General features: G+C 37.3%; 25 protein-coding genes, 1 tRNA gene and 2 pseudogenes. 24 read left to right on the top strand and 4 right to left on the bottom strand.

Annotated elements, in window-relative coordinates; genetic code table 11:
- Positions 1–54: 54 nt before the first annotated feature.
- Positions 55–1,044, bottom strand: a complete 990-nt coding sequence (locus tag LEP1GSC195_RS06910) for a PAS domain S-box protein (protein WP_015680693.1) — start codon at positions 1,042–1,044, stop codon at positions 55–57.
- A 655-nt stretch (positions 1,045–1,699) separates the two neighbouring features.
- On the opposite strand from LEP1GSC195_RS06910, the gene LEP1GSC195_RS06905 reads away from it, so the two are divergent.
- The 3 genes from LEP1GSC195_RS06905 to LEP1GSC195_RS06895 all read left to right on the top strand — a co-directional run bounded on the left by LEP1GSC195_RS06905 (position 1,700) and on the right by LEP1GSC195_RS06895 (position 3,099).
- On the top strand, positions 1,700–1,867 hold the full coding sequence (locus tag LEP1GSC195_RS06905; protein ID WP_156827641.1) for a hypothetical protein: 168 nt from the start codon (positions 1,700–1,702) through the stop codon (positions 1,865–1,867).
- Between the two features lie 523 nt (positions 1,868–2,390).
- A complete protein-coding gene (locus LEP1GSC195_RS06900) occupies positions 2,391–2,810 on the top strand; it encodes a hypothetical protein (RefSeq protein ID WP_040506518.1) in 420 nt (139 codons plus the stop codon).
- A gap of 52 nt (positions 2,811–2,862) precedes the next feature.
- Positions 2,863–3,099: a hypothetical protein gene (locus LEP1GSC195_RS06895; RefSeq protein ID WP_015681525.1), complete on the top strand. Its 237-nt coding sequence runs from the start codon at positions 2,863–2,865 to the stop codon at positions 3,097–3,099.
- A gap of 289 nt (positions 3,100–3,388) precedes the next feature.
- Here LEP1GSC195_RS06895 and LEP1GSC195_RS06885 read toward each other — a convergent pair whose 3' ends face one another.
- Entirely contained in the window at positions 3,389–3,994 is a 606-nt protein-coding gene (locus tag LEP1GSC195_RS06885) for a hypothetical protein (RefSeq protein WP_015680906.1), read from the bottom strand.
- Positions 3,995–4,463: 469 nt separating this feature from the next.
- Here LEP1GSC195_RS06885 and LEP1GSC195_RS20330 point away from each other — a divergent pair.
- The 16 genes and pseudogenes from LEP1GSC195_RS20330 to LEP1GSC195_RS06790 all read left to right on the top strand — a co-directional run.
- Positions 4,464–4,820 (top strand): annotated as a pseudogene (locus LEP1GSC195_RS20330) (RHS repeat-associated core domain-containing protein); the annotation flags it as partial.
- Between the two features lie 543 nt (positions 4,821–5,363).
- Positions 5,364–5,828 carry a hypothetical protein gene (locus LEP1GSC195_RS06875; protein ID WP_040506515.1) on the top strand — a complete coding sequence of 155 codons (465 nt, stop codon included), beginning with the start codon at positions 5,364–5,366 and terminating at the stop codon, positions 5,826–5,828.
- A gap of 1,099 nt (positions 5,829–6,927) precedes the next feature.
- Positions 6,928–9,258, top strand: a complete 2,331-nt coding sequence (locus LEP1GSC195_RS19970) for an RHS repeat-associated core domain-containing protein (RefSeq protein WP_232227726.1) — start codon at positions 6,928–6,930, stop codon at positions 9,256–9,258.
- Positions 9,255–9,500, top strand: a complete 246-nt coding sequence (locus LEP1GSC195_RS06865; protein WP_015682598.1) for a hypothetical protein — start codon at positions 9,255–9,257, stop codon at positions 9,498–9,500. Before LEP1GSC195_RS19970 ends, LEP1GSC195_RS06865 begins: the two co-directional genes overlap by 4 nt.
- 60 nt (positions 9,501–9,560) lie before the next feature.
- Entirely contained in the window at positions 9,561–9,836 is a 276-nt protein-coding gene (locus tag LEP1GSC195_RS06860; protein WP_040506514.1) for a hypothetical protein, read from the top strand.
- A gap of 705 nt (positions 9,837–10,541) precedes the next feature.
- Positions 10,542–10,943: a hypothetical protein gene (locus LEP1GSC195_RS06850; protein ID WP_232227725.1), complete on the top strand. Its 402-nt coding sequence runs from the start codon at positions 10,542–10,544 to the stop codon at positions 10,941–10,943.
- Positions 10,940–11,509 carry a hypothetical protein gene (locus LEP1GSC195_RS06845; protein WP_015681679.1) on the top strand — a complete coding sequence of 190 codons (570 nt, stop codon included), beginning with the start codon at positions 10,940–10,942 and terminating at the stop codon, positions 11,507–11,509. Before LEP1GSC195_RS06850 ends, LEP1GSC195_RS06845 begins: the two co-directional genes overlap by 4 nt.
- Complete coding sequence (locus tag LEP1GSC195_RS06840) at positions 11,506–12,087, top strand: hypothetical protein (RefSeq protein WP_015680990.1); 582 nt, start codon at positions 11,506–11,508, stop codon at positions 12,085–12,087. Before LEP1GSC195_RS06845 ends, LEP1GSC195_RS06840 begins: the two co-directional genes overlap by 4 nt.
- 37 nt (positions 12,088–12,124) lie before the next feature.
- Positions 12,125–12,349 (top strand): annotated as a pseudogene (locus tag LEP1GSC195_RS20270) (RHS repeat-associated core domain-containing protein); the annotation flags it as partial.
- A 313-nt stretch (positions 12,350–12,662) separates the two neighbouring features.
- Entirely contained in the window at positions 12,663–12,926 is a 264-nt protein-coding gene (locus LEP1GSC195_RS06830) for a hypothetical protein (protein WP_040506512.1), read from the top strand.
- 905 nt (positions 12,927–13,831) lie between these two features.
- On the top strand, positions 13,832–14,395 hold the full coding sequence (locus LEP1GSC195_RS06815) for a hypothetical protein (protein ID WP_040506508.1): 564 nt from the start codon (positions 13,832–13,834) through the stop codon (positions 14,393–14,395).
- A 320-nt stretch (positions 14,396–14,715) separates the two neighbouring features.
- Positions 14,716–15,894, top strand: coding sequence for a Kelch repeat-containing protein (locus LEP1GSC195_RS06810; protein ID WP_015680786.1), 1,179 nt, complete (start codon positions 14,716–14,718; stop codon positions 15,892–15,894).
- A gap of 376 nt (positions 15,895–16,270) precedes the next feature.
- Positions 16,271–16,606: a hypothetical protein gene (locus tag LEP1GSC195_RS06805; RefSeq protein ID WP_232227724.1), complete on the top strand. Its 336-nt coding sequence runs from the start codon at positions 16,271–16,273 to the stop codon at positions 16,604–16,606.
- Positions 16,607–16,696: 90 nt separating this feature from the next.
- Entirely contained in the window at positions 16,697–17,077 is a 381-nt protein-coding gene (locus LEP1GSC195_RS06800; protein ID WP_156827640.1) for a hypothetical protein, read from the top strand.
- A 224-nt stretch (positions 17,078–17,301) separates the two neighbouring features.
- Positions 17,302–17,505, top strand: coding sequence for a hypothetical protein (locus LEP1GSC195_RS06795; RefSeq protein WP_040506506.1), 204 nt, complete (start codon positions 17,302–17,304; stop codon positions 17,503–17,505).
- Positions 17,502–17,753 (top strand): hypothetical protein, encoded by a 252-nt coding sequence (locus LEP1GSC195_RS06790; RefSeq protein WP_015681087.1) that lies wholly within the window; start codon positions 17,502–17,504, stop codon positions 17,751–17,753. Before LEP1GSC195_RS06795 ends, LEP1GSC195_RS06790 begins: the two co-directional genes overlap by 4 nt.
- Before the next feature lie 384 nt (positions 17,754–18,137).
- Here the strand turns inward: LEP1GSC195_RS06790 and LEP1GSC195_RS06785 are convergent.
- Together LEP1GSC195_RS06785 and LEP1GSC195_RS06780 are read right to left on the bottom strand one after the other, a co-directional pair.
- Positions 18,138–18,212: transfer RNA gene (locus LEP1GSC195_RS06785), tRNA-Arg, on the bottom strand.
- Positions 18,213–18,230: 18 nt separating this feature from the next.
- Positions 18,231–19,073, bottom strand: coding sequence for a hypothetical protein (locus tag LEP1GSC195_RS06780; protein ID WP_015682178.1), 843 nt, complete (start codon positions 19,071–19,073; stop codon positions 18,231–18,233).
- A 32-nt stretch (positions 19,074–19,105) separates the two neighbouring features.
- Between LEP1GSC195_RS06780 and LEP1GSC195_RS06775 the strand changes: the two genes are divergently transcribed.
- The 5 genes from LEP1GSC195_RS06775 to LEP1GSC195_RS06755 all read left to right on the top strand — a co-directional run bounded on the left by LEP1GSC195_RS06775 (position 19,106) and on the right by LEP1GSC195_RS06755 (position 22,301).
- Entirely contained in the window at positions 19,106–19,462 is a 357-nt protein-coding gene (locus tag LEP1GSC195_RS06775) for an HIT family protein (RefSeq protein WP_015682721.1), read from the top strand.
- A 59-nt stretch (positions 19,463–19,521) separates the two neighbouring features.
- On the top strand, positions 19,522–20,277 hold the full coding sequence (locus LEP1GSC195_RS06770; protein ID WP_015681070.1) for a polyphosphate kinase 2 family protein: 756 nt from the start codon (positions 19,522–19,524) through the stop codon (positions 20,275–20,277).
- Positions 20,274–21,017 (top strand): polyphosphate kinase 2, encoded by a 744-nt coding sequence (locus LEP1GSC195_RS06765; RefSeq protein WP_015682441.1) that lies wholly within the window; start codon positions 20,274–20,276, stop codon positions 21,015–21,017. Before LEP1GSC195_RS06770 ends, LEP1GSC195_RS06765 begins: the two co-directional genes overlap by 4 nt.
- 383 nt (positions 21,018–21,400) lie before the next feature.
- Positions 21,401–21,871 (top strand): MarR family winged helix-turn-helix transcriptional regulator, encoded by a 471-nt coding sequence (locus LEP1GSC195_RS06760; RefSeq protein ID WP_015681900.1) that lies wholly within the window; start codon positions 21,401–21,403, stop codon positions 21,869–21,871.
- A gap of 10 nt (positions 21,872–21,881) precedes the next feature.
- The gene (locus LEP1GSC195_RS06755; protein ID WP_015682170.1) at positions 21,882–22,301 is read left to right on the top strand and encodes a DUF1398 domain-containing protein; all 420 of its coding nucleotides are present in this window, start codon (positions 21,882–21,884) and stop codon (positions 22,299–22,301) included.
- The last annotated feature ends 7 nt before the right edge of the window (positions 22,302–22,308 follow it).

Here is a 22,308-nt window from a genome sequence, read left to right as displayed (position 1 = left end):
AATTCTGAATATAGGGTTTTGTGTTTTTTTGGAAAAGAATGGAGAAGATTTTTTTTATTTGGAAAGGCTGATTGCAGTTCTATTTACAATATCACAAACGAGATGATCTAAGTCTTTTGCTGATTTTCGTAAATAAGAATAGATTTCACTTGTTGTATCTTCTGACATTCCCGATTCCAAAAGATCAATAAGGCCTAAGATATTTGCAAGTGGGCTTCGTATTTCATGGGATTGTATCCTGGCAATTTCTTTCAATTCATGGATCTGTGTTTTAATTTTGTTATCCGCTAAAACCTTTTCGGTGATATCTACAATGATCGCCGAAACATAGTTAGTTTGATTGACAACAAAGCCATTTAAACTGACTTCTACTTGGATTTCCGTTCCATCTTTTTTTACGGCAGAGGTCACTTGGTTCTTTCCGATCCGCATGGGTCTGGGAGCTTGGAAATAACCTTCGAGCAAACGGTCATGTCCCTTTCTATGGTGAAGGGGGACTAGTCGTTCTACTGACTGATTGATAAGCTCTTCCCTCGGGAATCCAAACGTATTTTCTGTTTCTAAGTTGCAGTGAACAATTTTTCCACGTTGGTCTACAATGAGAATTGCATTCGGTGCGGACTCGATTAAGTTTCTGAATTTTTGTTCGCTTTCCAAAAGTGCGATTTCCATTTTCTTCCTAACATCGATATTCTTCGCACGAAGACAAACTCCCAGAAGATTTTTTTCTTTGTCGTAAGTGGGATTCATTTTGTATTCGAACCAAATCGAAATATCGTTTAAACTTGCTAGTCTTTCAATGGTGACACTTTCTTCCGCTATCGCTCTTTGAAAAAGATCGAAAAAAACTTCTTTGTCGTTAGCAGTAACAAAGTTTCTATAATCATCACCAATTTTTAGAATCTTTCCAGAATAGGCTTGGATGGTATTTACTAGATTTTGGTTGAAGGCGAGAACAGAATAATCGAGGCCCATAAGTACAATGGCGTCAGTTGAGTTGTCCAAAACCATCTGCGCATAGTTTATTGATCTTTCCAGATTCATTGAGTATATGGTTTCTTTCCCAGTTAGAGAGTAAATCAGAAAATGGAATCTATAGATTTTGTGTATATAAAAGTCAATCGATATGACTAAATGTTACTCAGTGGAAATGAGAAATTCCACAGATGGAAATTATCATACTGGTTTGAATTTTTTTATCTACAAGTTAGTTGGTCATACTTCTGATGGGATTCGGATCTAAGCTTTTTGTTCTCGGATAGTTATAATAAGACGAGTAAAATGGAGGGGATTCTCTAAAAAGCGGTCGCATTTTATTGAAAATTTAATAGAAAATGTTTGATAGGCTATCACTTGTTTGTTGAAATAGTGAGCAGCTTTGTCGGGTAGGTTCGCATTGTTTTTTGGATGTTTAGACGATTTGGAGGAAGTGGTAAGGAAAAGGAATCCTCCTTCGTTGTAGGTATGCTTTGAATTTAGGCTTTGGTGAACTATGGTGCGGGTGAAAAGAAGGCACTTAACATGATCTTATCTAGTAGAGCAAACTTTTCTAGAGATATCAATATAGACAAATATAGAAAAAGTGTACTGCAAATTTATATAATTAAAAAATAGGATATGTGCCATGAAAAAAATGAAATTGTATTGCTTGTCGTGCTTTTTGATGTTTGTTTCCGGTTGTGCCCCTAGCGTTTCTGTTATGCGTGCATCATGTAAAGATTATTACGTAAAGGATGCTCCGTTGTTAATTGGAGCAGCGGGTTTTACAAATGAAGAACTGAACCAGATGGTAACAGGACTTATGACTGATTATTTAATGTGTCTGGATAATGCAGAAAGAAAGGGTGATCCTGGGCCAAGGTTGTAAATAATTTGATATTTGGTGTTCGGTTAGTCAGGAAGGGGAAATGATGAATTGGCTAATATTGAAAATTGCAGTTTTTTTCAAATGTTACCAATTCTTTGTAATTGTATCGGTAACTCAAAGTCTTATGATGTGAATAAAGATAAATGGAGAGGTTCGCTGCTTTTGCGGTATGGTAATCATTCGTCTCAAAGTCTTAATGGACAAAATGCATTAATTATAATGATCTATCTGGATTACATCCCGTGAAGAAGATTAAAAGACTTTTTATATTGTTTTACATACTTCTTTTGCAGGTTAGTTCTTGCGGTCGAACGAGAGAATCTTTGGAAAAGGAATGTAGGTTAGAGCTAACGTTAGCTAGTATGCCGAAAAGAAGTGATGAAACTTGGGAAGAATTTGAAAATTCTAGAACTGGATTTCTTTTTTCATATTATTTTTGCATGAGTAGTGCAAAAAAATATGGTACTGAGAATCCTGTTTTTTAATATCAATTATAAGGATAGTCTGTCTGCTTCGTAGGTTTGTGAGTAACGATGGTCAGGTGATTCCAAGTAAAGAGCAAGGTATGAACCGGATGATGTATGTGGAAGGGAATCCGTTGAAATGGGCGGATAAGACTGGGAATAAGATATCTACACAACTGGCATGGGGTTTAATGGGGGCTGTCGCTGCCCAAAATTTAGGACTATCTATGCAGCAGGGTTTCGCACTAGGATATGGGTTCAGCAAGAATCAACAACAAAAGAGTAATAACTCTAAGCTAAGAAATACATTGGATAATACTATCGGAAAAAATGGTTTATTGGGTTGGACGGCTAATAATGCATTAAGTATAAGGAAAATTAATCACTATTTATTTAAGTTTAAACATACATATTCTCAATCGCGTATGGGAGAACGAAGGAAAAGTTTGTCACAATTTCTTCAGGTTGCTTGTAGCTAAAAAATCTGCAGATAAAGCTACTTGCGAGAATTTAATACTTTGGAATGGTATAATGGCTGAAAGGGAGACTGAGAAATTTAGCACAAATACAAATGAACCATTTTTAGGTATGTGGGATTTTAATATTAGGCCAATTAATGAAAGTCGAGTTACAGAGGAAGATGTAGGCTATAAAAAAAATGCTTTAATTTGGAATTTTTATGAAGCAGCTGTTTCTTGTTATAACAAAGAGCCTGATTGTTATGGAAATGGTATGATTAGAGGTTGGTTTATTGCGAGTATGAAATGATAAGAGGATTTTTAATTACGCTAATTATTTCCCATAGTTTATTGAGTGGCTGTGCTAAAGGTGATAAAGGATGTTTCGATTTTTTTGGAATGCCAGCGCTAACAGATTGTGACAAGGCAATAAACGATCCAGAAAAACAAGATTTGTGTTTGTTATGGTTAACTTTATATCAAAGATGTAGAAAGTGATTTTTTTAATGATGGCAATGTTTACATTATATTTTTTTTCGTAAAGCATGTGACAGCTACTTTAGTTTGTATTTTAAAATACCGTAAATCCTAAACTTTATTTAGTTTTCCTCTGTCTCATCGTCATTAAGCATATCTAAAGTTGAATATCCGGTGATAAGATCTAGCAATTCGCTAAGATTAAATCCAAATCTTACTCCGAAATATAAACCGAGAGACCCCTCAATTTTTACAGGAGAGTTGCAGTACGCTACTTTTCTCTTTGATTCGGGTATTGGTGGTATTGGAAAAATGGTTAAAAAATTTACGATTTGATAATCTTTTTCTTTTGTTCTCTCTTGTGGGTGTAATTGTTTATGACCACTGGAATTGATTAATATATTTGAAATCCCAATTTTGTTAGCGGGCGAATCTTTTCTGACTAAGGGGAATATATCCAGGGTTGAATTGTCATTTATTTCATAGATGCCAAAATGTCCATCCCTCATTCCGATCCCGCTTGTCCTACTGCTAATGGTTAATCCTCCCCCTAGGCACCAGAAAAAAAAATTTGCTCCGATATTCCCCCTTTCGATACCAATGGTAAAAAGGTCTGCTGTGTCGTGAATTCGATTACGTGAGTATCTTTTGACACTTTCACATTGAATGAGAAAAAGGATTAAAAATAATTTAAAAATTAAAAATGATTTTATCTTAACTATTTTCATAGATATACTTAATTGATTAAAATGACGACATTAATTATGTTTACGTTGTATGAACAGTTAATTGCTTATATACAAAAAAAATGTACAGATACAGTATTCATCTTACAAAATCCTCTAACTTAATTTAGATTATTGAGTTTCTTCCTTTTCTGATTCTCGGATTCCATCGTAGGAAACTTGATAAGGAGTTCTGCCATTCCTTTACCTTCCTGGTGAGATTTCTTTGTTGAAATAGGACTTCTGATAAACCTGAAAATATTTTCCCTTCTCATCAACCATTTTTAAAAAATTGTTTTTCCCACGAGAAGGATACGACGGGCTTGGTCCGAAGGACGGGAGCGAATGCGGACCCCAAAGTAGCCTGATCCCGACGAACGCGGGAAAAGTGATCGCCAAACGTTAGATATGTTGTAGGCTTAGTTCCATGTTCGGGACTCGCCCCCAAAAGAATACGAAACGCAACGCCAGAGTGGAAGGGATGTATTTTTTCCATCCCGACCATTTGGGTAGCATTACCATGATTACCGATGGTCATGGGAATGTGCTTGCCGGCGGGGAAAGAGGTGGTAAAAGTCATATCACGTATAAACCGTATGGGGAGATATTTAGAACGGACTCTTATGGACCAGACATTACTAAATTCAAATATACAGGACAAGAAGAGGACCAGGAAAGTGGCTTGTATTATTACAAGGCTAGGTATTATGATGCGAGCCTTGGCAGGTTTGTGAGTAACGATGGTCAGGTGTTTCCTGATAAAGAGCAAGGGATGAACCGAATGATGTATGTGGAAGGGAATCCGTTGAAATGGGCGGATAGGAGTGGGAATAGGATTAGTCAGTCATTGATTTTTGGTTTACTTGGTTATATTTTGGCACCAGAAGGTAAAAAAATAGAAGGCTTTCTCACTGGCTATTCTATTGGGAAAAAGAAAGATCTTGCTAGACATAATAATGACATTGATAAAAATCTTAGAGGAATTCTTGGCAAATCAGATTTTAGGTTTGAACATTTAAAACGAAGTGACTTTGGAAAATCATTGAACCAAATGTATAAAGAAGCAGTTCATGGAGACATTGGAAATTGGATTACCGAAAGATATACTGAAATCCGATATTGGGTTCCTAAGAGAAAAAGACTTAGTCGCACGGATATGAATGAACGGCAGAAGAAACTTGCACAGGAAAATATTTTTAACTGGCTCGTAGTAACTTCGATATTGAGAACTTGCAGAGTCGCTAATTGTGCATATAATTGGACACCATCGATTCCGGAGAGTGGTTGTAATGAATTTGTTTGTACCGATTCAAATGGGTCTCATTGTAAACCAGAACTATATAATTCATCCGAAAATAAGTGTGGTAAATGAATGAAAAAACTGTGTTTATTTTTTATTAATTTTAGTTTGGTGATTCAATGTGTAAATTTGAACAACATTAATGATCAGAAAGAAGAAAACAAAAAGCTGGGCCAGGCAAATTCGTTGCTTCTGATCGCTAATAGTGTTTTGATTGATTATAATTCTGGGTTACCGGTAAATAATATGTTATTCCGATATTCAGTAATAGACAGTCAGAATATTGTACTGAGCTTGGCTCAATATTGTGTGAATATTTATACTTTAGTCGGACTAGATCCAAATAAAATAATAACCGAGTGGCAATCATTAACTAAGTATCCTAATAAATGTGCTTTGAATAATCCAAGAGATTTTAAATGTATTACTTCAAAGAACATTTACATTAATGAAATAATGCTTCCTGCTTCGTTGGGTCTAACAGCCGCCGAAAATTTATGCAATAATGAAGCAAAAGGGACAATTCTGGTTTATTAGTTTTTTACTTTAAGTATTGTTGAAACTTCAAAGACGACTGAAGTTTCAACAATTAGCTATTTCTAAAGTATCTTTGGATTAGTAAGTCGTTTCAATTTTCCGATAAAATCACATATAGCATTTGTGATTTTATTGAAGTCGATAAACTAAGTTTATCGCAGAAGATGATCCCTTGTCTGACTTTATTGCAAGCGGACGGCCATACTCTTTAGAAAGTCTTTCAAATATCGCTTTTGTTTGCGCTAAATTCGTTTTATTTTAGATTTCACAAGCAAGAAGACTACTATGAGTATCTGTGATTCTCAAAAGATTACAGATACTCATAGTACAACAGATGAAATAATCAACACGCCAAACATACCAAGTTCTCTTGTTTTCAATCGTTGACTTCTGCTAAGGCACAAAATAGTCGTGCTTTAGTGAAATGGATGTTTCTATGATAGTTAATGCTAAACCAAGGAAATTCATTTATTGTTTTAAATGCATCTTCCAAAACAAGATGATAAAAAAAGCAGCAAGAAAGCATTTGCTAAATTTAATGCTAATATTATCTTTCCACTAGGTGCTACAAAATCGTCTTCAAGGGAAATTATTGGGAAATAGTTTGATTCTCCAATATCTGTAGAAATGTAATTTGGAGTTTATTATAGTATTAGATTTGGTGTTAATTTTTCTGAATTCATTGACTTTGTTTTTGGGACAGTTCAGGTTGATGTATTAGTTGACGATGTATAGGAGAGCTTTGCTGTAACTATATTAGTGAAGAAAGTTTTCGTTAAATTGTGTGCTATTTCCTTACAAAGACGTCTTTAGTATGTACGGTCACCATCTATTTTTACTTCAGGACAAATAGATTTTTCTAAAGTTCTGTTGTTTGTATAAAATCCCACCCAAGCGAGAAGGATACGTCGGGCTTGGTCCGCAGGACGGGAGCGAACGCGAACCCCAGAGTAGCCTGATCCCGACAAACACGAGAAAAGTGGTCGCCAAACGTTGGATATGTTATTGACTTACTCCCATGTTCGGGACTCGCCCCAAAGAAAGAACCTACGACTCGTTTGGTCGGGTAAAAACCATAACCTACCCGGAAGGGACGCTTGTGCGGAACCACTACACAGGAACGGGACAACTGGCTTTTCTGACAATGGACTCACATGATGGGAATAGCTTGAACCATACAGTGGTTAGTTACGAAGGACCTAAACTAGAAAGTAATAAATACTATATAGAACGTAAAACGGGAAATGGTGTATTGACAAAAATTGGATACGACCCATTACGTATGCGACCTCAAACACTCGTTACTTACTTGAAACAAAGTTATGTAGAACAAAGCATTAAGTATGGTTATGATAAACGTGGGAATATATCTTCTATTACGGATTTAATGAACGAATCTCGGAACCAAAGTTTTGAATATGACCAATTGAACCGCGTAACAAAAGCTACCGGAAAGTATGGTGAGGAGAACTATACCTACCATCGGAATGGAAACTTACTGAGCAAAGGTGCGTTTGATTATTCCTATGAGAATGGAAACCATATCCATGCTGTGACGAGAGTGAATAGTCCGAACACAGGGATTGTTGGCTATACTTACGATTCTATGGGGAATATGACCACCCGCAATGGAGACACACTCGTCTATAATGCACAAAACAAACTAAAACGAATCGAGTCGATGGGGGGAGACCAGTTCGAGTATACCTATGACCACTCGGGGATGAGGATTAAAAAATCACTTCAGAATTCGAATACCACTACCTATAGTTTTGGTAACTTTTACGAGATTCACCGCAGTCCTGGAAAGCAGGAAAAACATACTCTTTATGTGATCGGAGCCGAAGGGGATATGGTGGCTCAGTATAGCCGAGGGGATGCGATCCTTTTGAACCAGATGGCATCGAACGATTGGCTAGTGAATCCATTTTGTAAAGATGTAAACATTGATTGTGACACCTACTGGAAAAACAGGGTGGGGTTTGCACTGGTTAGCATCTTAGAAGATACCAATATCTATATTGATGGAAAGTTAAGAGAAGGTCATAGAGCCCTTCCTTGGGTGGTACTACTTGGATTTTTGTTCTGGATGGTGTATCAGACAAAGGATCAAGCAGGGGAAGTTAATTTAGAGAACCAAACCTTCGACTTGTTTGGAATCTCCCTCCTACCAAGTCTTACCAACAAAATCCAAAAGCAGATCCCGCGATATGGGACAGCACTTCTTGTTGTTGTGTTTTCTTTTACCACGACCGCAGGATGTTTTCCTTTGTTACTGGGTGGTGGGGAGGCAGAGTCGGGAACACCGATTTGGTTACTGGGACTTGGGAATGGAATTCCGGCAGACGCACAGTCTGTTGCCGACGAACCAGGGCAAGGTGGTAGTGGAGGCGGGGGAACTTCTACGGGCAATGCCAGAGTGGAAGGAATGTATTTTTTCCATCCGGACCATTTGGGTAGCATTACCATGATTACTGATGGTCATGGGAATGTGCTTGCCGGTGGGGAAAGAGGTGGTAAAAGTCATATCACGTATAAACCGTATGGGGAGATATTCCGAACGGACTCGTATGGACCAGACATTACTAAATTCAAATATACGGGACAAGAAGAAGACCAGGAAAGTGGGTTGTATTATTACAAGGCCAGGTATTACGATGCGAGTCTAGGCAGGTTTGTGAGTAACGATGGTATTACAATGCCAAGTAGTATGCAAGGCTTAAATAGAATGATGTATGTTGATGGAAATCCAATATCTTTTAGAGATAGAACTGGGAATTCTAGAGCAAATAATTTTTTACAGGATATGGCAAAGTTTGTGATAGCGGAAGTTGCTTCTAAGTCAGATAACCCGGTGCATAAATTTATGGCTGAAGTTGCGGGACAGAAAGCACTTTATAAAATACGAAAACACAGAGGTAGTGCATTTATGAGGAGTGATTTTGGTAAAATATACAATATTGTAAATCCTATAAATATAGTTGGTGCCTTGTATGCAGCAGCAAATTACGCAGCGGGAAAAGCTTTGCAGCGTGATACAAAATTCAAAAAAGTAAATGGTGGGTATGTGGTACAAGGTGGTCCGCTTGCTACAACTGGCATAACGATCGGGCAATTTGCGGTGACTGCTGGTACGGACGAGGAATCATTACGTCATGAAACCGCACATTTGCAGCAATATAGAGAATGGGGTGTTCACCGATATATGGGTAACTTGGCTTCTTCTCCTATAAGAAATTTGCTCCAATTGAAAGAATTAGAATCGGAAAATGGCGCTGATAAAGGAGCAGGGGCTTTTGGATATGGGGCAAGGAGAAAAATTGGTAAATCAATTACTGCTACCATTTTTCTTTCGAGTGATTATCAAAGTAGATTTTCAAGATATCTTGAATTCATCATTATTACAGATTATGTAGGTTATGTTCCATGAAGAATAAAAATATAAAAATAATGTTTATCCTGCCTATCTTCTTTTGTGGTTGTTTTGGAACTTATGAACAAGACAGAAAAAAGTTTTGTAAAGAATCTTATTTATTTTTAGGTATAGCAATCGGTCAGCAACAGCAGACAGAAGCAGAGAGAACGGAAGGTTTATTGTTAAATTCAATTGATTATCATTTTTGCGTTATGCAGGTAGAGGAAGATTCAAACCGATTTACGCCGACCCTCTAGACAACTGAAGTAGCCTTATCCCGACGAATGCGGGGAAAGTGATCGCCAAACGTTAGTGTAATGGTGGTACATAAAGAATGGGGGGAATACAAATATCTGGGAAATCTGGCATCATCCCCTATAAGGAATTTATTAAATTATCCTGAATTAGAATCGGAAAATTGCGCTGATAAAAGAGCAGGGGCTTTTGGTTACGGTGTTGGTGAGAAAAAATATAAGTATGCATTAATAGCATATTCTTCTAATATAAATATTTGTTCGATTAATGCAAATGCTGATATGCTAATGCAATTTATCATAATATGTAGGTTAGGTTATATTCCGTGGAAACAATAAAAAATTTATTTTTCTTTTCTTTGTTTATCACTGCTTTAGGATGTGGCAGGCCAAATGAATCGACAATGAAGGATAATTGTAAAGAAATATATGGTAAAGAATTACCTATAATTGTACCAAATGTTACAAAGAACTATTCTGCTGAAGAATTTAATAATTTTACTATGTCAATTTTTTTGGCATATTCGCGCTGTTTGGCTAATGCTTCCACTGATAGTTATAAAGGGCCTAGATTGTGAGAAAAAGAAGATTGCCTTTTTAATAACTTAGTGTGTTCTTGTTAGGTTGGACAAGTTGATTAATTCTTTTTTATGTACAGATACAGTATTCTCCTTACAAAATCCTCTAACTTAGTTTAGATTATTGATCTTCTTGCTTTTTTAATTCTCGGAACCCATCGCAGGAAACTCGATAAGGAGTTCTGCCATTCATATTCCTTCCTAGTGAGATTTCTTTGTTGCAATAGGACTTGTGATAAACCTGAAAATCTTTTTCCATCTCATCAACCATTTCGTAGCAATTCGTCCTTCCAGCGAGAAGGATACGTCGGGCTTGGTCCGCAGGACGGGAGCGAACGCTGACCCCAAAGTAGCCTGATCCCGACGAACACGGGAAAAGTGATCGCCAAACGTTAGATATGTTGTAGACTTAGTCCCATGTTCGGGACTCGCCCAAACTCTTTATGTGATCGGAGCGGAAGGAGATATGGTGGCTCAGTATAGCCGAGGAGATGCTGAATCAATGATTGATGCTTACTTTAAGGGAAGAAATCAGGCTCGACGGTATAAAAGGGCACAAGGTATGATTAATGTTGCCAATGCTGTGATGGCAATTGGGATTATTATTCTCTCTTATGGAGCTGCCTCGCACCCCAGCCTTCTCAATACATTGAGTGAGGCAGCTTCGACAAAATTGGTAGCTTACGGTGCATCAATTGGACTTATTGGAGGTGTTTCAGGTGAAACTATAAAAAAGAAAGGAAAATTGACATTGAAAGATTTACTTTATACATGTGGTGCAGAAGGAGATGGAAGTTTTCAAAAGTGGAAAGGTGAAATTACTTTCGACTCAAAATTGTGTTATGCTGTACCGAACGAAGAACCATGAGAAAGCAGAAATTTCTATTTTTATTATTTTTTTTGCATACGAATTGTGCTATCGATGAGAATATTTTACTTCCTCCTCTAGTCGAGAATTTAGAGAATATAAAAGTATGTGAGGAATTTCAAAACTCTTACATATTCACTTCAATAAACATTGAAGACCCCTTTTATTCAGAGGATTTAAAGGATTTGATAGGAAACGAGATAAGATATTCGCTCAATCAATTCTTTGTGAAAAAGTGTAAAAAATCAAAATCAAAAGAAACGTATAATGTAACGATTGTATATGAGAGATTTCGATTTATTAGAAAGCCTGTAATTTTTTTCTTTCTTTATATTTTTTTTCCATTCATAGAGCATACTCCATGGAAATCAACAGACTATCATTATATGACCAATGGTCGAATGATAATTGAGAAAAAAGGGAAGACAATAATAAGAGAAATTAAAAGCGTTGGTTACATTAATGCGAATATGTTTGAAAGGAATATGCCGAGAGAAAAAAATGTTTATTCTCAAATTAGGAATATTTTAACAAATGCGATTATTGACGAGTTAATCAATTTATGAAACTTTTAAAACTTTTTTTTCTAACTATGATTTTCGGTTGTAATAGTTATACGAAAACGAACTTCAATAAAAGTATTAATCAAAAATTAAATATTGATGTCTCAATTTTTTTTAAATTAGATCAAGAATCTGAACCAATTTACGAATATTATTTAGAACAATATTCATTTGGATCAAAAATTGTGTCAGATATTAGAAAAACGAATTCGTTTCGACGAGTCGATTATTTTAAAGAAGATTATGAGTCAAAAATCGAAATTACGATGAAAGGAATACCCCCTGGATTCTCGGGCATCTTTTTCGCTCTTCTTAGAGGATTTACTTTATTTATATCACCCGACTACATACATAATAAATACGAACTTTCAATTTCTATTGAGGAGCGAAACTGCCCTTATCGTACAATATTGAAAATCCCTCTCGAATTCAAGGAATATCATTTTGGCTTATCAGACCGGAATCCACCAAACTATATGAATAGTAACCAAGCGGGAGAAGTTGCTCAAAAAATTGTAGGTCTTTATTTTTCTTCTTTAAAGCCTGGGCAAACATCTTTTTGCGAACCTACTCGAAAGTAATTATATAGATGACGTAATTTTTTTGTACGCACATTAATTCAAACGCAATCATTTGGGAAGTATCACCATGATTACCGATGGGCATGGAAATGTTCTTGCTGGTGGGGAGAGAGGTGGTAAAAGTCATATCACGTATAAACCGTATGGGGAGATATTCCGAACGGACTCGTACGGACCAGACATTACTAAATTCAAATATACGGGACAAGAGAAAGATCAGGAAAGCGGGTTGTGTTACTACAAAGCTAGGTATTACAATGCGGCTGGTTTATCGGATGGTGCAAAAACAGCCATTTTAGCAAAATATTATTTAGAGAAAGGACCAAAACGAGCAGTGACCCCCATAGATAAAGCGTCAAGGGAACATGATTCAGATGATCCTGGGTTTTTCCATGGATTGAATCAGAATATCAATGCGGATACTAATTGGATTAAGAATCATGGTCAAGTAGGTTTTCTACAAATTATTATCCGACTATTTATAAGCGAGAGTTCCATGCAATAGGTGGAAGATGTAAGGCAGGTAAATTAAATGCAAGAGATCTTTGCGCAGGAATAATACCTACTATACATCAATGGGACATTTAGCTGTATTAGGCTTAGGTACTGCTTTGTTTACTACCGATATAGTAGTTTCTATACGTGTTCAGCAAGTTGAGAGATTAGCAAAATTTGTTCGTGACGGTCGTTATAAAATAGATGCCAATAGATTACCAAATTTTGGAGAGCGTTTAAATCTTGGAGATCTAGTAGGAAGAACGAAAAATTTTACTAATTTTAGGAAGTGGAAATTTTTATATGAAAAGAAAATTGTTAGTTTTATTATCTTTGATCTTTGATCTTTGTAAGTTGTCAGTCTAGTAGGGATAAATGCTATGAGAACTTAGTGCCCGATTATAAATCATTTTGCGATAGCATTGTAGTTGGCTATGGTGCAGCAGAGGATGATGCAGAGCGGGAAAAAATTCGAAATCTCTCTGTTACAAGTTGTTTACTAGGAAGCATCCAGGATAAAAAATGCAGGCAAGAGCGTAATTGGGATATTGTAGATGTGTTCTAACTTTTCAATGATTGTATGTACAGATATCGTATTCGCCTTACATATTCCTCTAACTTATTTTAGATTGTTGATCTTCTTCCTTTTCTAATTCCAGGAATCCATCGAGGAAAAATTGATAGGGAGTTCTGCCATTCCTATTCCTTCCTAGTGAGATTTCTTTGCTGAAATAGAACTTGAGATAATCCTGAAAATCTTTTTCCATCTCATCAACCATTTCGTAGCAATTCGTCCATCCAGCGAGAAGGATACGACGGGCTTGGTCCGAAGGACGGGAGCGAACGCGGACCCCAAAGTAGCCTGATCCCGACGAACACGGGAAAAGTGATCGCCAAACGTTAGATATGTTGTAGACTTAGTTCCATGTTCGGGACTCGCCCAAAAGAAAGAACCTACGACCCGCAACGTGTTAGTGGAAAGGAATCCGATGAAATTGGTTGATAAGTGTGGTTTTAGAGTTGTCGGTGCTCCTATTCATTTTTTGCCAGAACAACTTGGGGATGCGATCACTTTAGAATCAATTATTTACGGTGCAGCCTCGAATGATTAAAGACAGTAAATCTAGGTATATTCGGTGGAATTGTAACAAGAACACAAGGACTTGCATGGACAATCCCATTTGGTTTAGGATATGCATATTATAATGGTGTCAGGCGAACATATAATTCAATGTTATCGGCTAAGAAAATGAAATTCCTATTGGCTATTTTTTCTATGATTACTCTTAATTCCTGCTTAATGGAATATACTCTTGTTAAAGTTAAAAAATCGGAAAATACATACATCAAGTTTATTTTTCCTAAATCTGTAGAAGAAATAAATATACTTTCGGGAAAGCAAGGAATGTATAAATTATTTATACAAATATACGATCAAAAAGGAGAATATTTTTTTATTCCGAATTACCAGTCAATTAATCCAGATGGTCATAAATGGTTATATGATTACAAATGTTATCCGGCTGATTCTTATATTTTTCAAACATCGAAGTTATATTTTAATTCTAGCGTTCCCAGTAATGAGTTTTTATATAACTACGAATATATGGTTCAAATACCTGTTGGAAAAAGCAAATTGCGATTTTTGATTCTTGAAGAAAATAAGAAATACGAAGGCTACGTTATTTATACAAAGGAAGTAAATATTATACCTAACCAAATTCTATCAGTTAATTTTAGCAAATTAAGTGCAGGGGAAGGGGTGGCTATTCTGCCATATTGTGAATTCATCCCTTGTGTCTTACGAAATTAATAAGATACGCCTCAAAAAAAATAGAGACGAGTGAAATTTAGCTATAAAAAAGTATGAACATTTAATGTGCCAAGCAACCATCCCCAAAAAAAACGAGAAGGATACGACGGGCTTGGTCAGAAGGACGGGAGCGAACTCAGGACCCAAAAGTAGCCTGACCCCGACAAACACGGAAAAAGTGATCGCCATATATAGTCGGATAAATACGCTTTTTTTCATACCAAACTTGTATGACAGAAACCAAGAGAGATGGAACCAAATATACTAAGTTTTGATTCCTTTGGTAGTCTTGGTGTCATAAGTGAGATAAGGGATAATATATGAAAATATCTAGGAATTTTATTTTAAGTCTTTTGTGTATTCTAATTTTTAGCCAATGCATTTTAATTAAGGATTTTGATAAAGATAAAAAATCTGATAGGGAAAAACAGCTATTAGGTCTATTTCTAATTTATGATTTTTTTTCTCCCTTTGGTATAAAGCAGCAAAGATCAGCTAAATACTCAGCAACTGAAGTGTTATTGTTTGGTGGGAATAGTCAGAGATCATATTCTTTGTCAAATGTTTACAAATTGACAGAAAATCAAATTACCTATTTAGGTTCGATGAACAAACCAAGGCACCAACATGAAGTAGTCACTTTAAAGAATGGTAAGATATTGATCATTGGGGGGTATGATGGTAGATTCATTCTTTCTGATTCAGAAATATACGATCCTGCAAATAACTCTTTTACGACGGTCTCGTCATTGAATATTCCTAGAACCTATCATACTGCCACTGTTTTAAATGATGGTAGGGTTTTGATTACAGGTGGTTTTGGAAAACAATCTGAAAAGTTAAAGTCAGCAGAGATTTTTAATCCAAGTTCAAATTCATTTCAGCTAATAAATGATATGAACTTTTCGCGAAGAAGACATTCGGCAACACTTTTGAATAATGGAAACGTATTGATTGTTGGTGGTGATGGTGCAAATGAAACTTTGTCATCGGCAGAACTTTTTGATCCTAACACTAATACCTTCACGTTAGTTGGACAGCAGATGTCAGTAGCTCGTTCCAATCATACGGCAAACCTATTAGATAATAATCGTGTCGTATTTTCAGGAGGTTATTCCTTTGATATGAATGGTAATTATTTTTATTCGAAATCATTGGAAGTTTTTGATTTTGGGACAGGAAACTTTTCTGTCATCGGGAATATGGCTGAGTCTCGTTCTGCACAAGGAGCTGTAAAGGTAGGCACCGACGTTCTCATTTGCGGAGGTGGTCGGCTAGAAAATAATATTTATACTGAGCCAAAGGATTGCTATAAAGTTTCTAATGCAGGAGTGCTTACTAAGGAGCCTTATAGCTTTATTACTTCAAGGGCACTGTTTGTTTTCGAACAAATCGGAAATTCAATTATAGCATGTGGCGGTGAAAACAAATTTGGTCAAATTCGTAGTTGTGAAGCAAATTCTACTGGGAACTTTTCTTTGTTGCATAGCCAACTGTAAGGATTTTTAATTTATAAAAATTATGCTTAGTGTATTTTGATTCCTCCAGGCTAACGTTGTAAATGCTGGAAAGCCGGAAAGTGGCTCTCATTGGTGCAAATTTACGAATATATCCCCCCAAGTGAGAAGGATACGACTGGCGTTCTCGGAAGGATGTCAGAGAACGCAGGAATCCCTGAGTCGCCAAATCCGACGAACAGCTGAAAAGTGATCGCCAAACGGTAGTGATGTTATTGAATTGGTTCAATATTCGGGACTAGGAACGTTTGCTGGTAGCGATTGACAGGTGAGGTTAAACATGCAAATGAAGCATTTTTGCAGAATGTTATTGGTTCTTTCTATTCTTTTTATAGGTTTTAGTTGCAATTCATTGGAAATGAAAATTGAAAATTCGAATTACGATTTTTATTTTTCCGACCTGAATAACAATAAAATCACTGATTTTGAATTAGATCAAACTAACTTCTACTGGTTTAGTTATGGTTTTTCCTCCAACCAAACCATTCAGGAGGGTATTGAAAAAGAACTAAAAAAGTATCCTGGTGCGAAAGGATTAAAAAAGTTAAAAGTCCGAATTTATAATAAATCATGGTTTACTTTCAGTGTTTTACCCAATCCCTTGGGATTGTTTACGTCTGGTCTTTGGATTTATGTTGGTTATCCTTTAGGTTTTACTAACAAAAGCTATTATGTGACAGGAGAAGTTTTCTAAATGAAGATGATCCGATTTAGAAGTTTATCCTATATCTTTTTTCTATTCTCTCTATTTAATTGTGTAAGTTATGATCTCCATCCGGTGTTAATGAAAGGGACAACATTCTATCAACCACTGGAAGAGTGCGAATGCAAAGGAAAAATCGGTAGAATTGTAATAAGCGCTAAAATGTCGAAAGATGGAGATATAATCAAGGAAAGAGCTGTCTTTGTCTCTGAATACTTTTTCTTATCATTTTACTTTGGTAGATTATTGGGAACTTATGATAATGGAAATATAGAGCAAATATTAAAAGAAGATATCCAAAATATTCCATTAAATGATGATGAATCGCTTCATATCGAAATAGGTAATATTTCATATAAGTCTAATAATTTGTTCGATCTTTTGAATGAGTTTGTCCCCGGTGGATTTTTTAGATACTATCGGTATCATTTAAATTTTGTTATAAAAGTTAAAAAAACTTAAGAAAAAATCAAAGTTTCGGAAGGTCTACATTGAATTTGCTAACCTATCATGTATGTGTCAGTGATGCAAAAGAATGGAGTGGAAGGCATTAGCCAAGGTTATAACGTTGGCAGACTTTTTGCGAGACTACACCTTTTTGAATAACAATAGATGGTCCAGGTAAGGTATGTCGTAAGCCATTAGAATCCCTTTAGAAATGGTAAGGCAGAAGAGCAACATGAGCGTTGTTAAATTATGGAGCTGGAGAATTGGAATCAGAGAATAAGGCAGATAAGAGAGCAGGAACTTTTGGCTACGGTGTTGGTGAGAGAAAATATAAGTATGCATTTATAGCTTATCCTTCTAATGTAAATATTTATTCGATTAATGCAAATGCTGATATGCTAATACAATTTATCATAATAGATAGGTTAGGTTATAGTCCATGAAATCATATAAATTTCCATTTACTCTTTTATTAATATTTACTACTTTAGGATGTGGAAAACCAAATGCATCTACTTTAAGGGACAATTGTAGAGAAGTATACGGGAAAGAATTGCCTCTTGTTGTACCAAATGCTACAAAAGATTTTTCACCTGAAGAATTTAAAAATTTTACTATGTCAATCTTTTTAACATATGCGCTTTGTTTGGACAATGCTGCCTCTAATGCTGATAAAGGTCCGAGATTGTGAAAAATAAGCAGCTTTGGGATAGGCAGGACTAGGGTCGCAACGGATTGGCTCACAAAACTGTTCGATTCCTAAGCTTACTTTTGTTATGTGGATTTAGTTTTGAAAAACTTAACTGGTGCCCAAGGCAGGGAATCGCCCTCTCTGCTGGTTCGCCCTCATGGCTCACCGACGCTCCGAGGCACGGTTTTGTTCGTCGCCTCCCATCCGGGTCGGCTTAACCAAACCATTTCTCCTTCCACCCTCTCGCCTGTCAGGCGAGCCATCGCTTTCGCACCTCCCGCTGCAGGCTCCGGTGCTTCACGGGGTCGAAATCGTTTGGCTCACAAAACTGTTCGATTCCTAAGCTTACTTTTGTTATGTGGATTTAGTTTTGAAAAACTTAACTGGTGCCCCAGGAGGGAATCGAACCCCCACTGTCGGTTCCGAAGACCGATGTTCTATCCGTTGAACTACCAGGGCATGGTGATGGATGTAATGTCAGGATAGGTGGGGCCTGTCTTCGGGCAAATGATTTTTTGGAGGAGAGAGGCTCATACGAATGATGTAGAGGGCAAGGAGGATGGTCCAGCCGATGAGGAAAAAACGAAGGAAAAGAAAAATGTAATAAATTGGTTTTGGGTCGCCCGGAACAATAAAAATCGTTAAGTCATTGGCAGTGACAATATGGGAGCCTGGGAATTTTTTACGAATGGAATCGAAGGCTTTGCGAAAGTCGCCCAGTCTCTCGGACGGATCCAAATGGAAATCGTTGGTATAACGTAAAGAACCTTCGTCACCAAAGGCATAAAAACGAGACTCCCAACCAAGAAAACTAAATTCGGCCGGGAAGGAACCCGGGGGATTTTTTAGAAAAAAATAAAGAGTGCCACCTTCGTAGGAGAAAGAAGGGATTTGGCCTTCCAGTCTCAATTTTTCTTTGCTAAACCCATCTTCATAAAAATCCGACCAGTCTCCCCACTGGTAGACAGTTCCCGTTTCCTCTTTCCAAAGAAGACCACCAAGGCTAGGTAACGCTTCCAATGCCCCTTCAAACAAAGTTAGGTTTTTATTTTTTGTTTTTGCATCCGTTTTTGTGAGACTAAGGGAGCGAAGGGTATTTTTCAATTGAATGCGGAGGTCTCTTACTTCGGCGGTGTTCGATTCATTGATTCGTTTGCGAATCTCTGTTTCCTCTTTACGAAATGGGTTGGAAAATACAACTTCAGAAAGCGAATAAATGAATTCGGTAAGTGGGTCTTGAGAATCACCTTGGGTCTGGGCGAAAGTCCGTTCGGCACCTATTAGAGATAGGAATAGGATGATTAAAAAATAGATTCTCATCTCTTTACCTATCGGCCAAATTGGGAAGAATGATGAATTGTCCCATCTGTGAAGCCCATAAAAATGAAACTCAAATCCTCTTCCAAAACGAAGATTGGATACTCCGAAAAGCAGACCAAAACCTAGAAGGGTATTTGTATATGGAACACCGTAGACATCTGGAGTCTTGGTTTACCTTGGGAATCGGCGAGTTTGAAAACTACGGCCGAGCTCTCTACAAAGCCAAAGAGATTTTGAAAGAACACAATCCCGAAAAAATGTATATCGTTGCCATTGCGGAAAGAGTTCCTCATTTACATGTGCATTTGATTCCGCGTTATGAGAACCAAGACAAGGGACTAGATCATATCGCAAGGGCCACGGGACCCGGATTTCCTAAACCCATGTAATCAAAAAGATAAATAAAAAAAGGTAGGTTTTTTGAAAAACTTACCTATGATTTTTCCTTGTGGTTTTAGAAAGACATCCAACCAATCAGATCCCCAAGTATTCGACGAGTGACCTTACTGATTTACAAGAAAGGTTCTTTTTGTTACAACGGGAAAGTTCCAAACAAAAAATTGCACATATTTTTTTGTTAGAAGGTTTTGCCTCCACCGGCAAAGGTTCCATCTTACAATCATTAACCATTCGTTTGGATCCCAGGAAGTTTAAGGTGTATTCACCTTATGTGCACCAATCAGAAGATAGAGGGTATCCCTTTCTTTGGAATTTTTGGCGTGTGGTTCCCCGTTACGGTGAGTTTTTGTTTTATCTCAATACCTACTACAGTCGCTTAGCCTTCCTTCGTTCCGACAAAAAAATCAGCCTTTCTGAATATGATCACAGGTTACTTTCTATTTTAAACACGGAGAGAATTCTTTCCAAAGATAAAATCATTGTTCATAAATTCTTTTTACACATTTCTAAAAAAGACCAAAAAAAACGCTTACAAGATTCCAAAAAAAAGAAAAAGGAATGGGAACTCTCCGCATTTGATAAAGACCAAGGAGAACATTACAATCGTTACTTCGAAATTTTTGATTCCATCCTGAGTTCCTCTAGAACCATCGACTCTCCTTGGCAAATCATCACGAGTGATAAAAAAGAAGACACGAAACTTCTTGTCTTTGAATCCATTCTCGAACGGTTAGAACGCATTCTACAATTCGACTCAAGAACCGCACTCCAGTCGATAAACCACGGAACGGAGCTTATCCCATGAAATCAAATATTAATAATACAAGCCGGATACTCCATTTAAATCAGTTAGATAAAACTAAAAAATTACCACCTGACGAGTACCAGGCGAAGATGAAAATTTTAAAGAATCGAATCAGAGAACTTACTTTTCTTTCTAAAGCCAAGGAAAGACCAGTTTTATTTGTATTCGAAGGTTGGGATGCTGCCGGTAAAGGTGGGGCTATCCGCCGACTCACACAGGAAATTGATCCAAGATTATTTGAAGTCCATAATATCTCCGCACCAAATTCGGAAGAAATCCAACACCACTATTTATGGAGGTTTTGGAACCGAATTCCCCAAAAAGGGCATATCGGAATCTTTGACCGATCTTATTACGGGCGTGTCCTTGTGGAACGAGTAGAGGGTTTTGCTTCCGAATCGGAATGGTCAAGAGCGTATGAAGAAATTTCCTTATTTGAAGAACAGTTGGTGAGTTTTGGAACCATAGTCATTAAATTTTGGCTTCATATCGATTCCGATGAACAACTGTTACGCTTTGAAACCAGGAAAAACGATCCTCTCAAACGTTGGAAACTCACCGATGAAGACTGGCGTAACCGTGACAAATGGTCACTCTACGAAGAAGCAGCAAACCAAATGTTCCAGAAAACAGATGCCCCAAAAGCACCTTGGTTTTTAGTCCCAGCCAATGACAAATACTTTGCTCGGACAATGATTCTGGAAACCGCAGCAGAACGTTTGCAGGAAGAATTGAGATGAATGGCAGTTGATGATCCATCTTTGAATGACCACCAAATTATTTTTTAGATAAGTAATCACATAAGCAATATTTTTAAGCAGCGGTTAACTTATCTAATGAAGAATCAATTTTTGGGCGAGTCCCGAACCTTTCCTGATTTATAAACATCACTACCGTTTGGCGAACACTTTTCTCTTTTCTGCGGGAGCAGGCTACTCTGGGGTGCGCTTACGCTCCCGTCCTTCGGACCTAAAGCCCGCCGTATCCTTCTCGCAAAATTTACTGTGAATCGACAGATGGAAATCTTGCAAAAATGTTGGTTTTTACCGGAGCCTGTAAAAATTACATTATCCTTTAAATTAATTTCCTTGACAATAGTTTCCTAGGAAACTAAAATTCAAAAATGGCAAAAAAGGAAACCCTCACACCAAGCCATTTAAAATCCCATCTAGGATATCGTTTGCGGATTGTTTCCAATGCGGTCTCCCATTCTTTTGCAAAAGCTTTGGGTTCTCTTGACGTGACCGTTGCCGAGTGGGTCATCCTTCGGGAAATGTATTCCAATAAAGAAAACACCTCGCCAAGTGCTGTTGCAGAGATTACTGGGCTCTCTCGCGGTGCCGTTTCCAAACTCATTGATCGGCTTTTACACAAGGGCCTCGTAATTCGCACAGAGGCCTCCGTTGATCGTCGGTACCAAGACATCCGATTGACACCCAAAGCGACCAAGTTAGTGCCCAAACTTTCTCAGATCGCTGATGAAAATGACAGGGTCTTTTTTTCCATACTTTCCAAGTCCGAAAGAGATCTTCTCATGAAGACCCTAATCAAACTAGCAGAAATACATAAACTAAAAACTAACCCCATTGAATAAGGAGAAAATCATGAGCACAATCACAACTAGACTCACAGATGCGCAAAAATTTGCGATGTCCATTCGTCCGAAAGTAGGAGGTTTTCCTGTCCTTGCGGAAGTCCTTCGGAATGCCGGTGTGGTTACAAACCGTTGGTCACTACCATCCTGCCAAGCAATCTACTATTTGAAAGAGGGTTCTGTTGTGCAGCAAGGAACACCTCTTGTAACCGGTGTTCATGAGATTGCAAACTTTGACCGTGCGGCCCTCATCACGGCTCTTCGCACCGATCAGGAAGGCCGAAGTACATTCCCTGAATTTCTCAAATCTGCTTGGGAGGCGGGAGTCATCGGTTATGACGTTGATTTCGCAAGCCGAAAGGTCGTTTACTACGGTGTTAACGGTGAAAGTTATCTAGAAGAATATCCCGCGGTTACGATTGGCAAGTAATGTTAGT

The sequence above is a fragment of the Leptospira wolbachii serovar Codice str. CDC genome, assembly GCF_000332515.2.
Lineage (GTDB): Bacteria > Spirochaetota > Leptospiria > Leptospirales > Leptospiraceae > Leptospira_A > Leptospira_A wolbachii.
This window is presented reverse-complemented; position numbering and strand designations above follow the sequence as displayed.

Excerpts from the sequence above, each read along its gene's own strand:
- LEP1GSC195_RS06910 (WP_015680693.1), bottom strand. The coding sequence starts at position 1,044 with ATGAATCTGGAAAGATCAATAAACTATGCGCAGATGGTTTTGGACAAC.
- LEP1GSC195_RS06905 (WP_156827641.1), top strand. The coding sequence starts at position 1,700 with ATGCGTGCATCATGTAAAGATTATTACGTAAAGGATGCTCCGTTGTTA.
- LEP1GSC195_RS06895 (WP_015681525.1), top strand. The coding sequence starts at position 2,863 with ATGGCTGAAAGGGAGACTGAGAAATTTAGCACAAATACAAATGAACCA.
- LEP1GSC195_RS06885 (WP_015680906.1), bottom strand. The coding sequence starts at position 3,994 with ATGAAAATAGTTAAGATAAAATCATTTTTAATTTTTAAATTATTTTTA.
- LEP1GSC195_RS06875 (WP_040506515.1), top strand. The coding sequence starts at position 5,364 with ATGAAAAAACTGTGTTTATTTTTTATTAATTTTAGTTTGGTGATTCAA.
- LEP1GSC195_RS06865 (WP_015682598.1), top strand. The coding sequence starts at position 9,255 with ATGAAGAATAAAAATATAAAAATAATGTTTATCCTGCCTATCTTCTTT.
- LEP1GSC195_RS06860 (WP_040506514.1), top strand. The coding sequence starts at position 9,561 with ATGGTGGTACATAAAGAATGGGGGGAATACAAATATCTGGGAAATCTG.
- LEP1GSC195_RS06850 (WP_232227725.1), top strand. The coding sequence starts at position 10,542 with ATGGTGGCTCAGTATAGCCGAGGAGATGCTGAATCAATGATTGATGCT.
- LEP1GSC195_RS06845 (WP_015681679.1), top strand. The coding sequence starts at position 10,940 with ATGAGAAAGCAGAAATTTCTATTTTTATTATTTTTTTTGCATACGAAT.
- LEP1GSC195_RS06840 (WP_015680990.1), top strand. The coding sequence starts at position 11,506 with ATGAAACTTTTAAAACTTTTTTTTCTAACTATGATTTTCGGTTGTAAT.
- LEP1GSC195_RS06830 (WP_040506512.1), top strand. The coding sequence starts at position 12,663 with ATGGGACATTTAGCTGTATTAGGCTTAGGTACTGCTTTGTTTACTACC.
- LEP1GSC195_RS06815 (WP_040506508.1), top strand. The coding sequence starts at position 13,832 with ATGAAATTCCTATTGGCTATTTTTTCTATGATTACTCTTAATTCCTGC.
- LEP1GSC195_RS06810 (WP_015680786.1), top strand. The coding sequence starts at position 14,716 with ATGAAAATATCTAGGAATTTTATTTTAAGTCTTTTGTGTATTCTAATT.
- LEP1GSC195_RS06805 (WP_232227724.1), top strand. The coding sequence starts at position 16,271 with ATGAAAATTGAAAATTCGAATTACGATTTTTATTTTTCCGACCTGAAT.
- LEP1GSC195_RS06800 (WP_156827640.1), top strand. The coding sequence starts at position 16,697 with ATGAAAGGGACAACATTCTATCAACCACTGGAAGAGTGCGAATGCAAA.
- LEP1GSC195_RS06790 (WP_015681087.1), top strand. The coding sequence starts at position 17,502 with ATGAAATCATATAAATTTCCATTTACTCTTTTATTAATATTTACTACT.
- LEP1GSC195_RS06780 (WP_015682178.1), bottom strand. The coding sequence starts at position 19,073 with ATGAGAATCTATTTTTTAATCATCCTATTCCTATCTCTAATAGGTGCC.
- LEP1GSC195_RS06775 (WP_015682721.1), top strand. The coding sequence starts at position 19,106 with ATGAATTGTCCCATCTGTGAAGCCCATAAAAATGAAACTCAAATCCTC.
- LEP1GSC195_RS06765 (WP_015682441.1), top strand. The coding sequence starts at position 20,274 with ATGAAATCAAATATTAATAATACAAGCCGGATACTCCATTTAAATCAG.
- LEP1GSC195_RS06760 (WP_015681900.1), top strand. The coding sequence starts at position 21,401 with ATGGCAAAAAAGGAAACCCTCACACCAAGCCATTTAAAATCCCATCTA.
- LEP1GSC195_RS06755 (WP_015682170.1), top strand. The coding sequence starts at position 21,882 with ATGAGCACAATCACAACTAGACTCACAGATGCGCAAAAATTTGCGATG.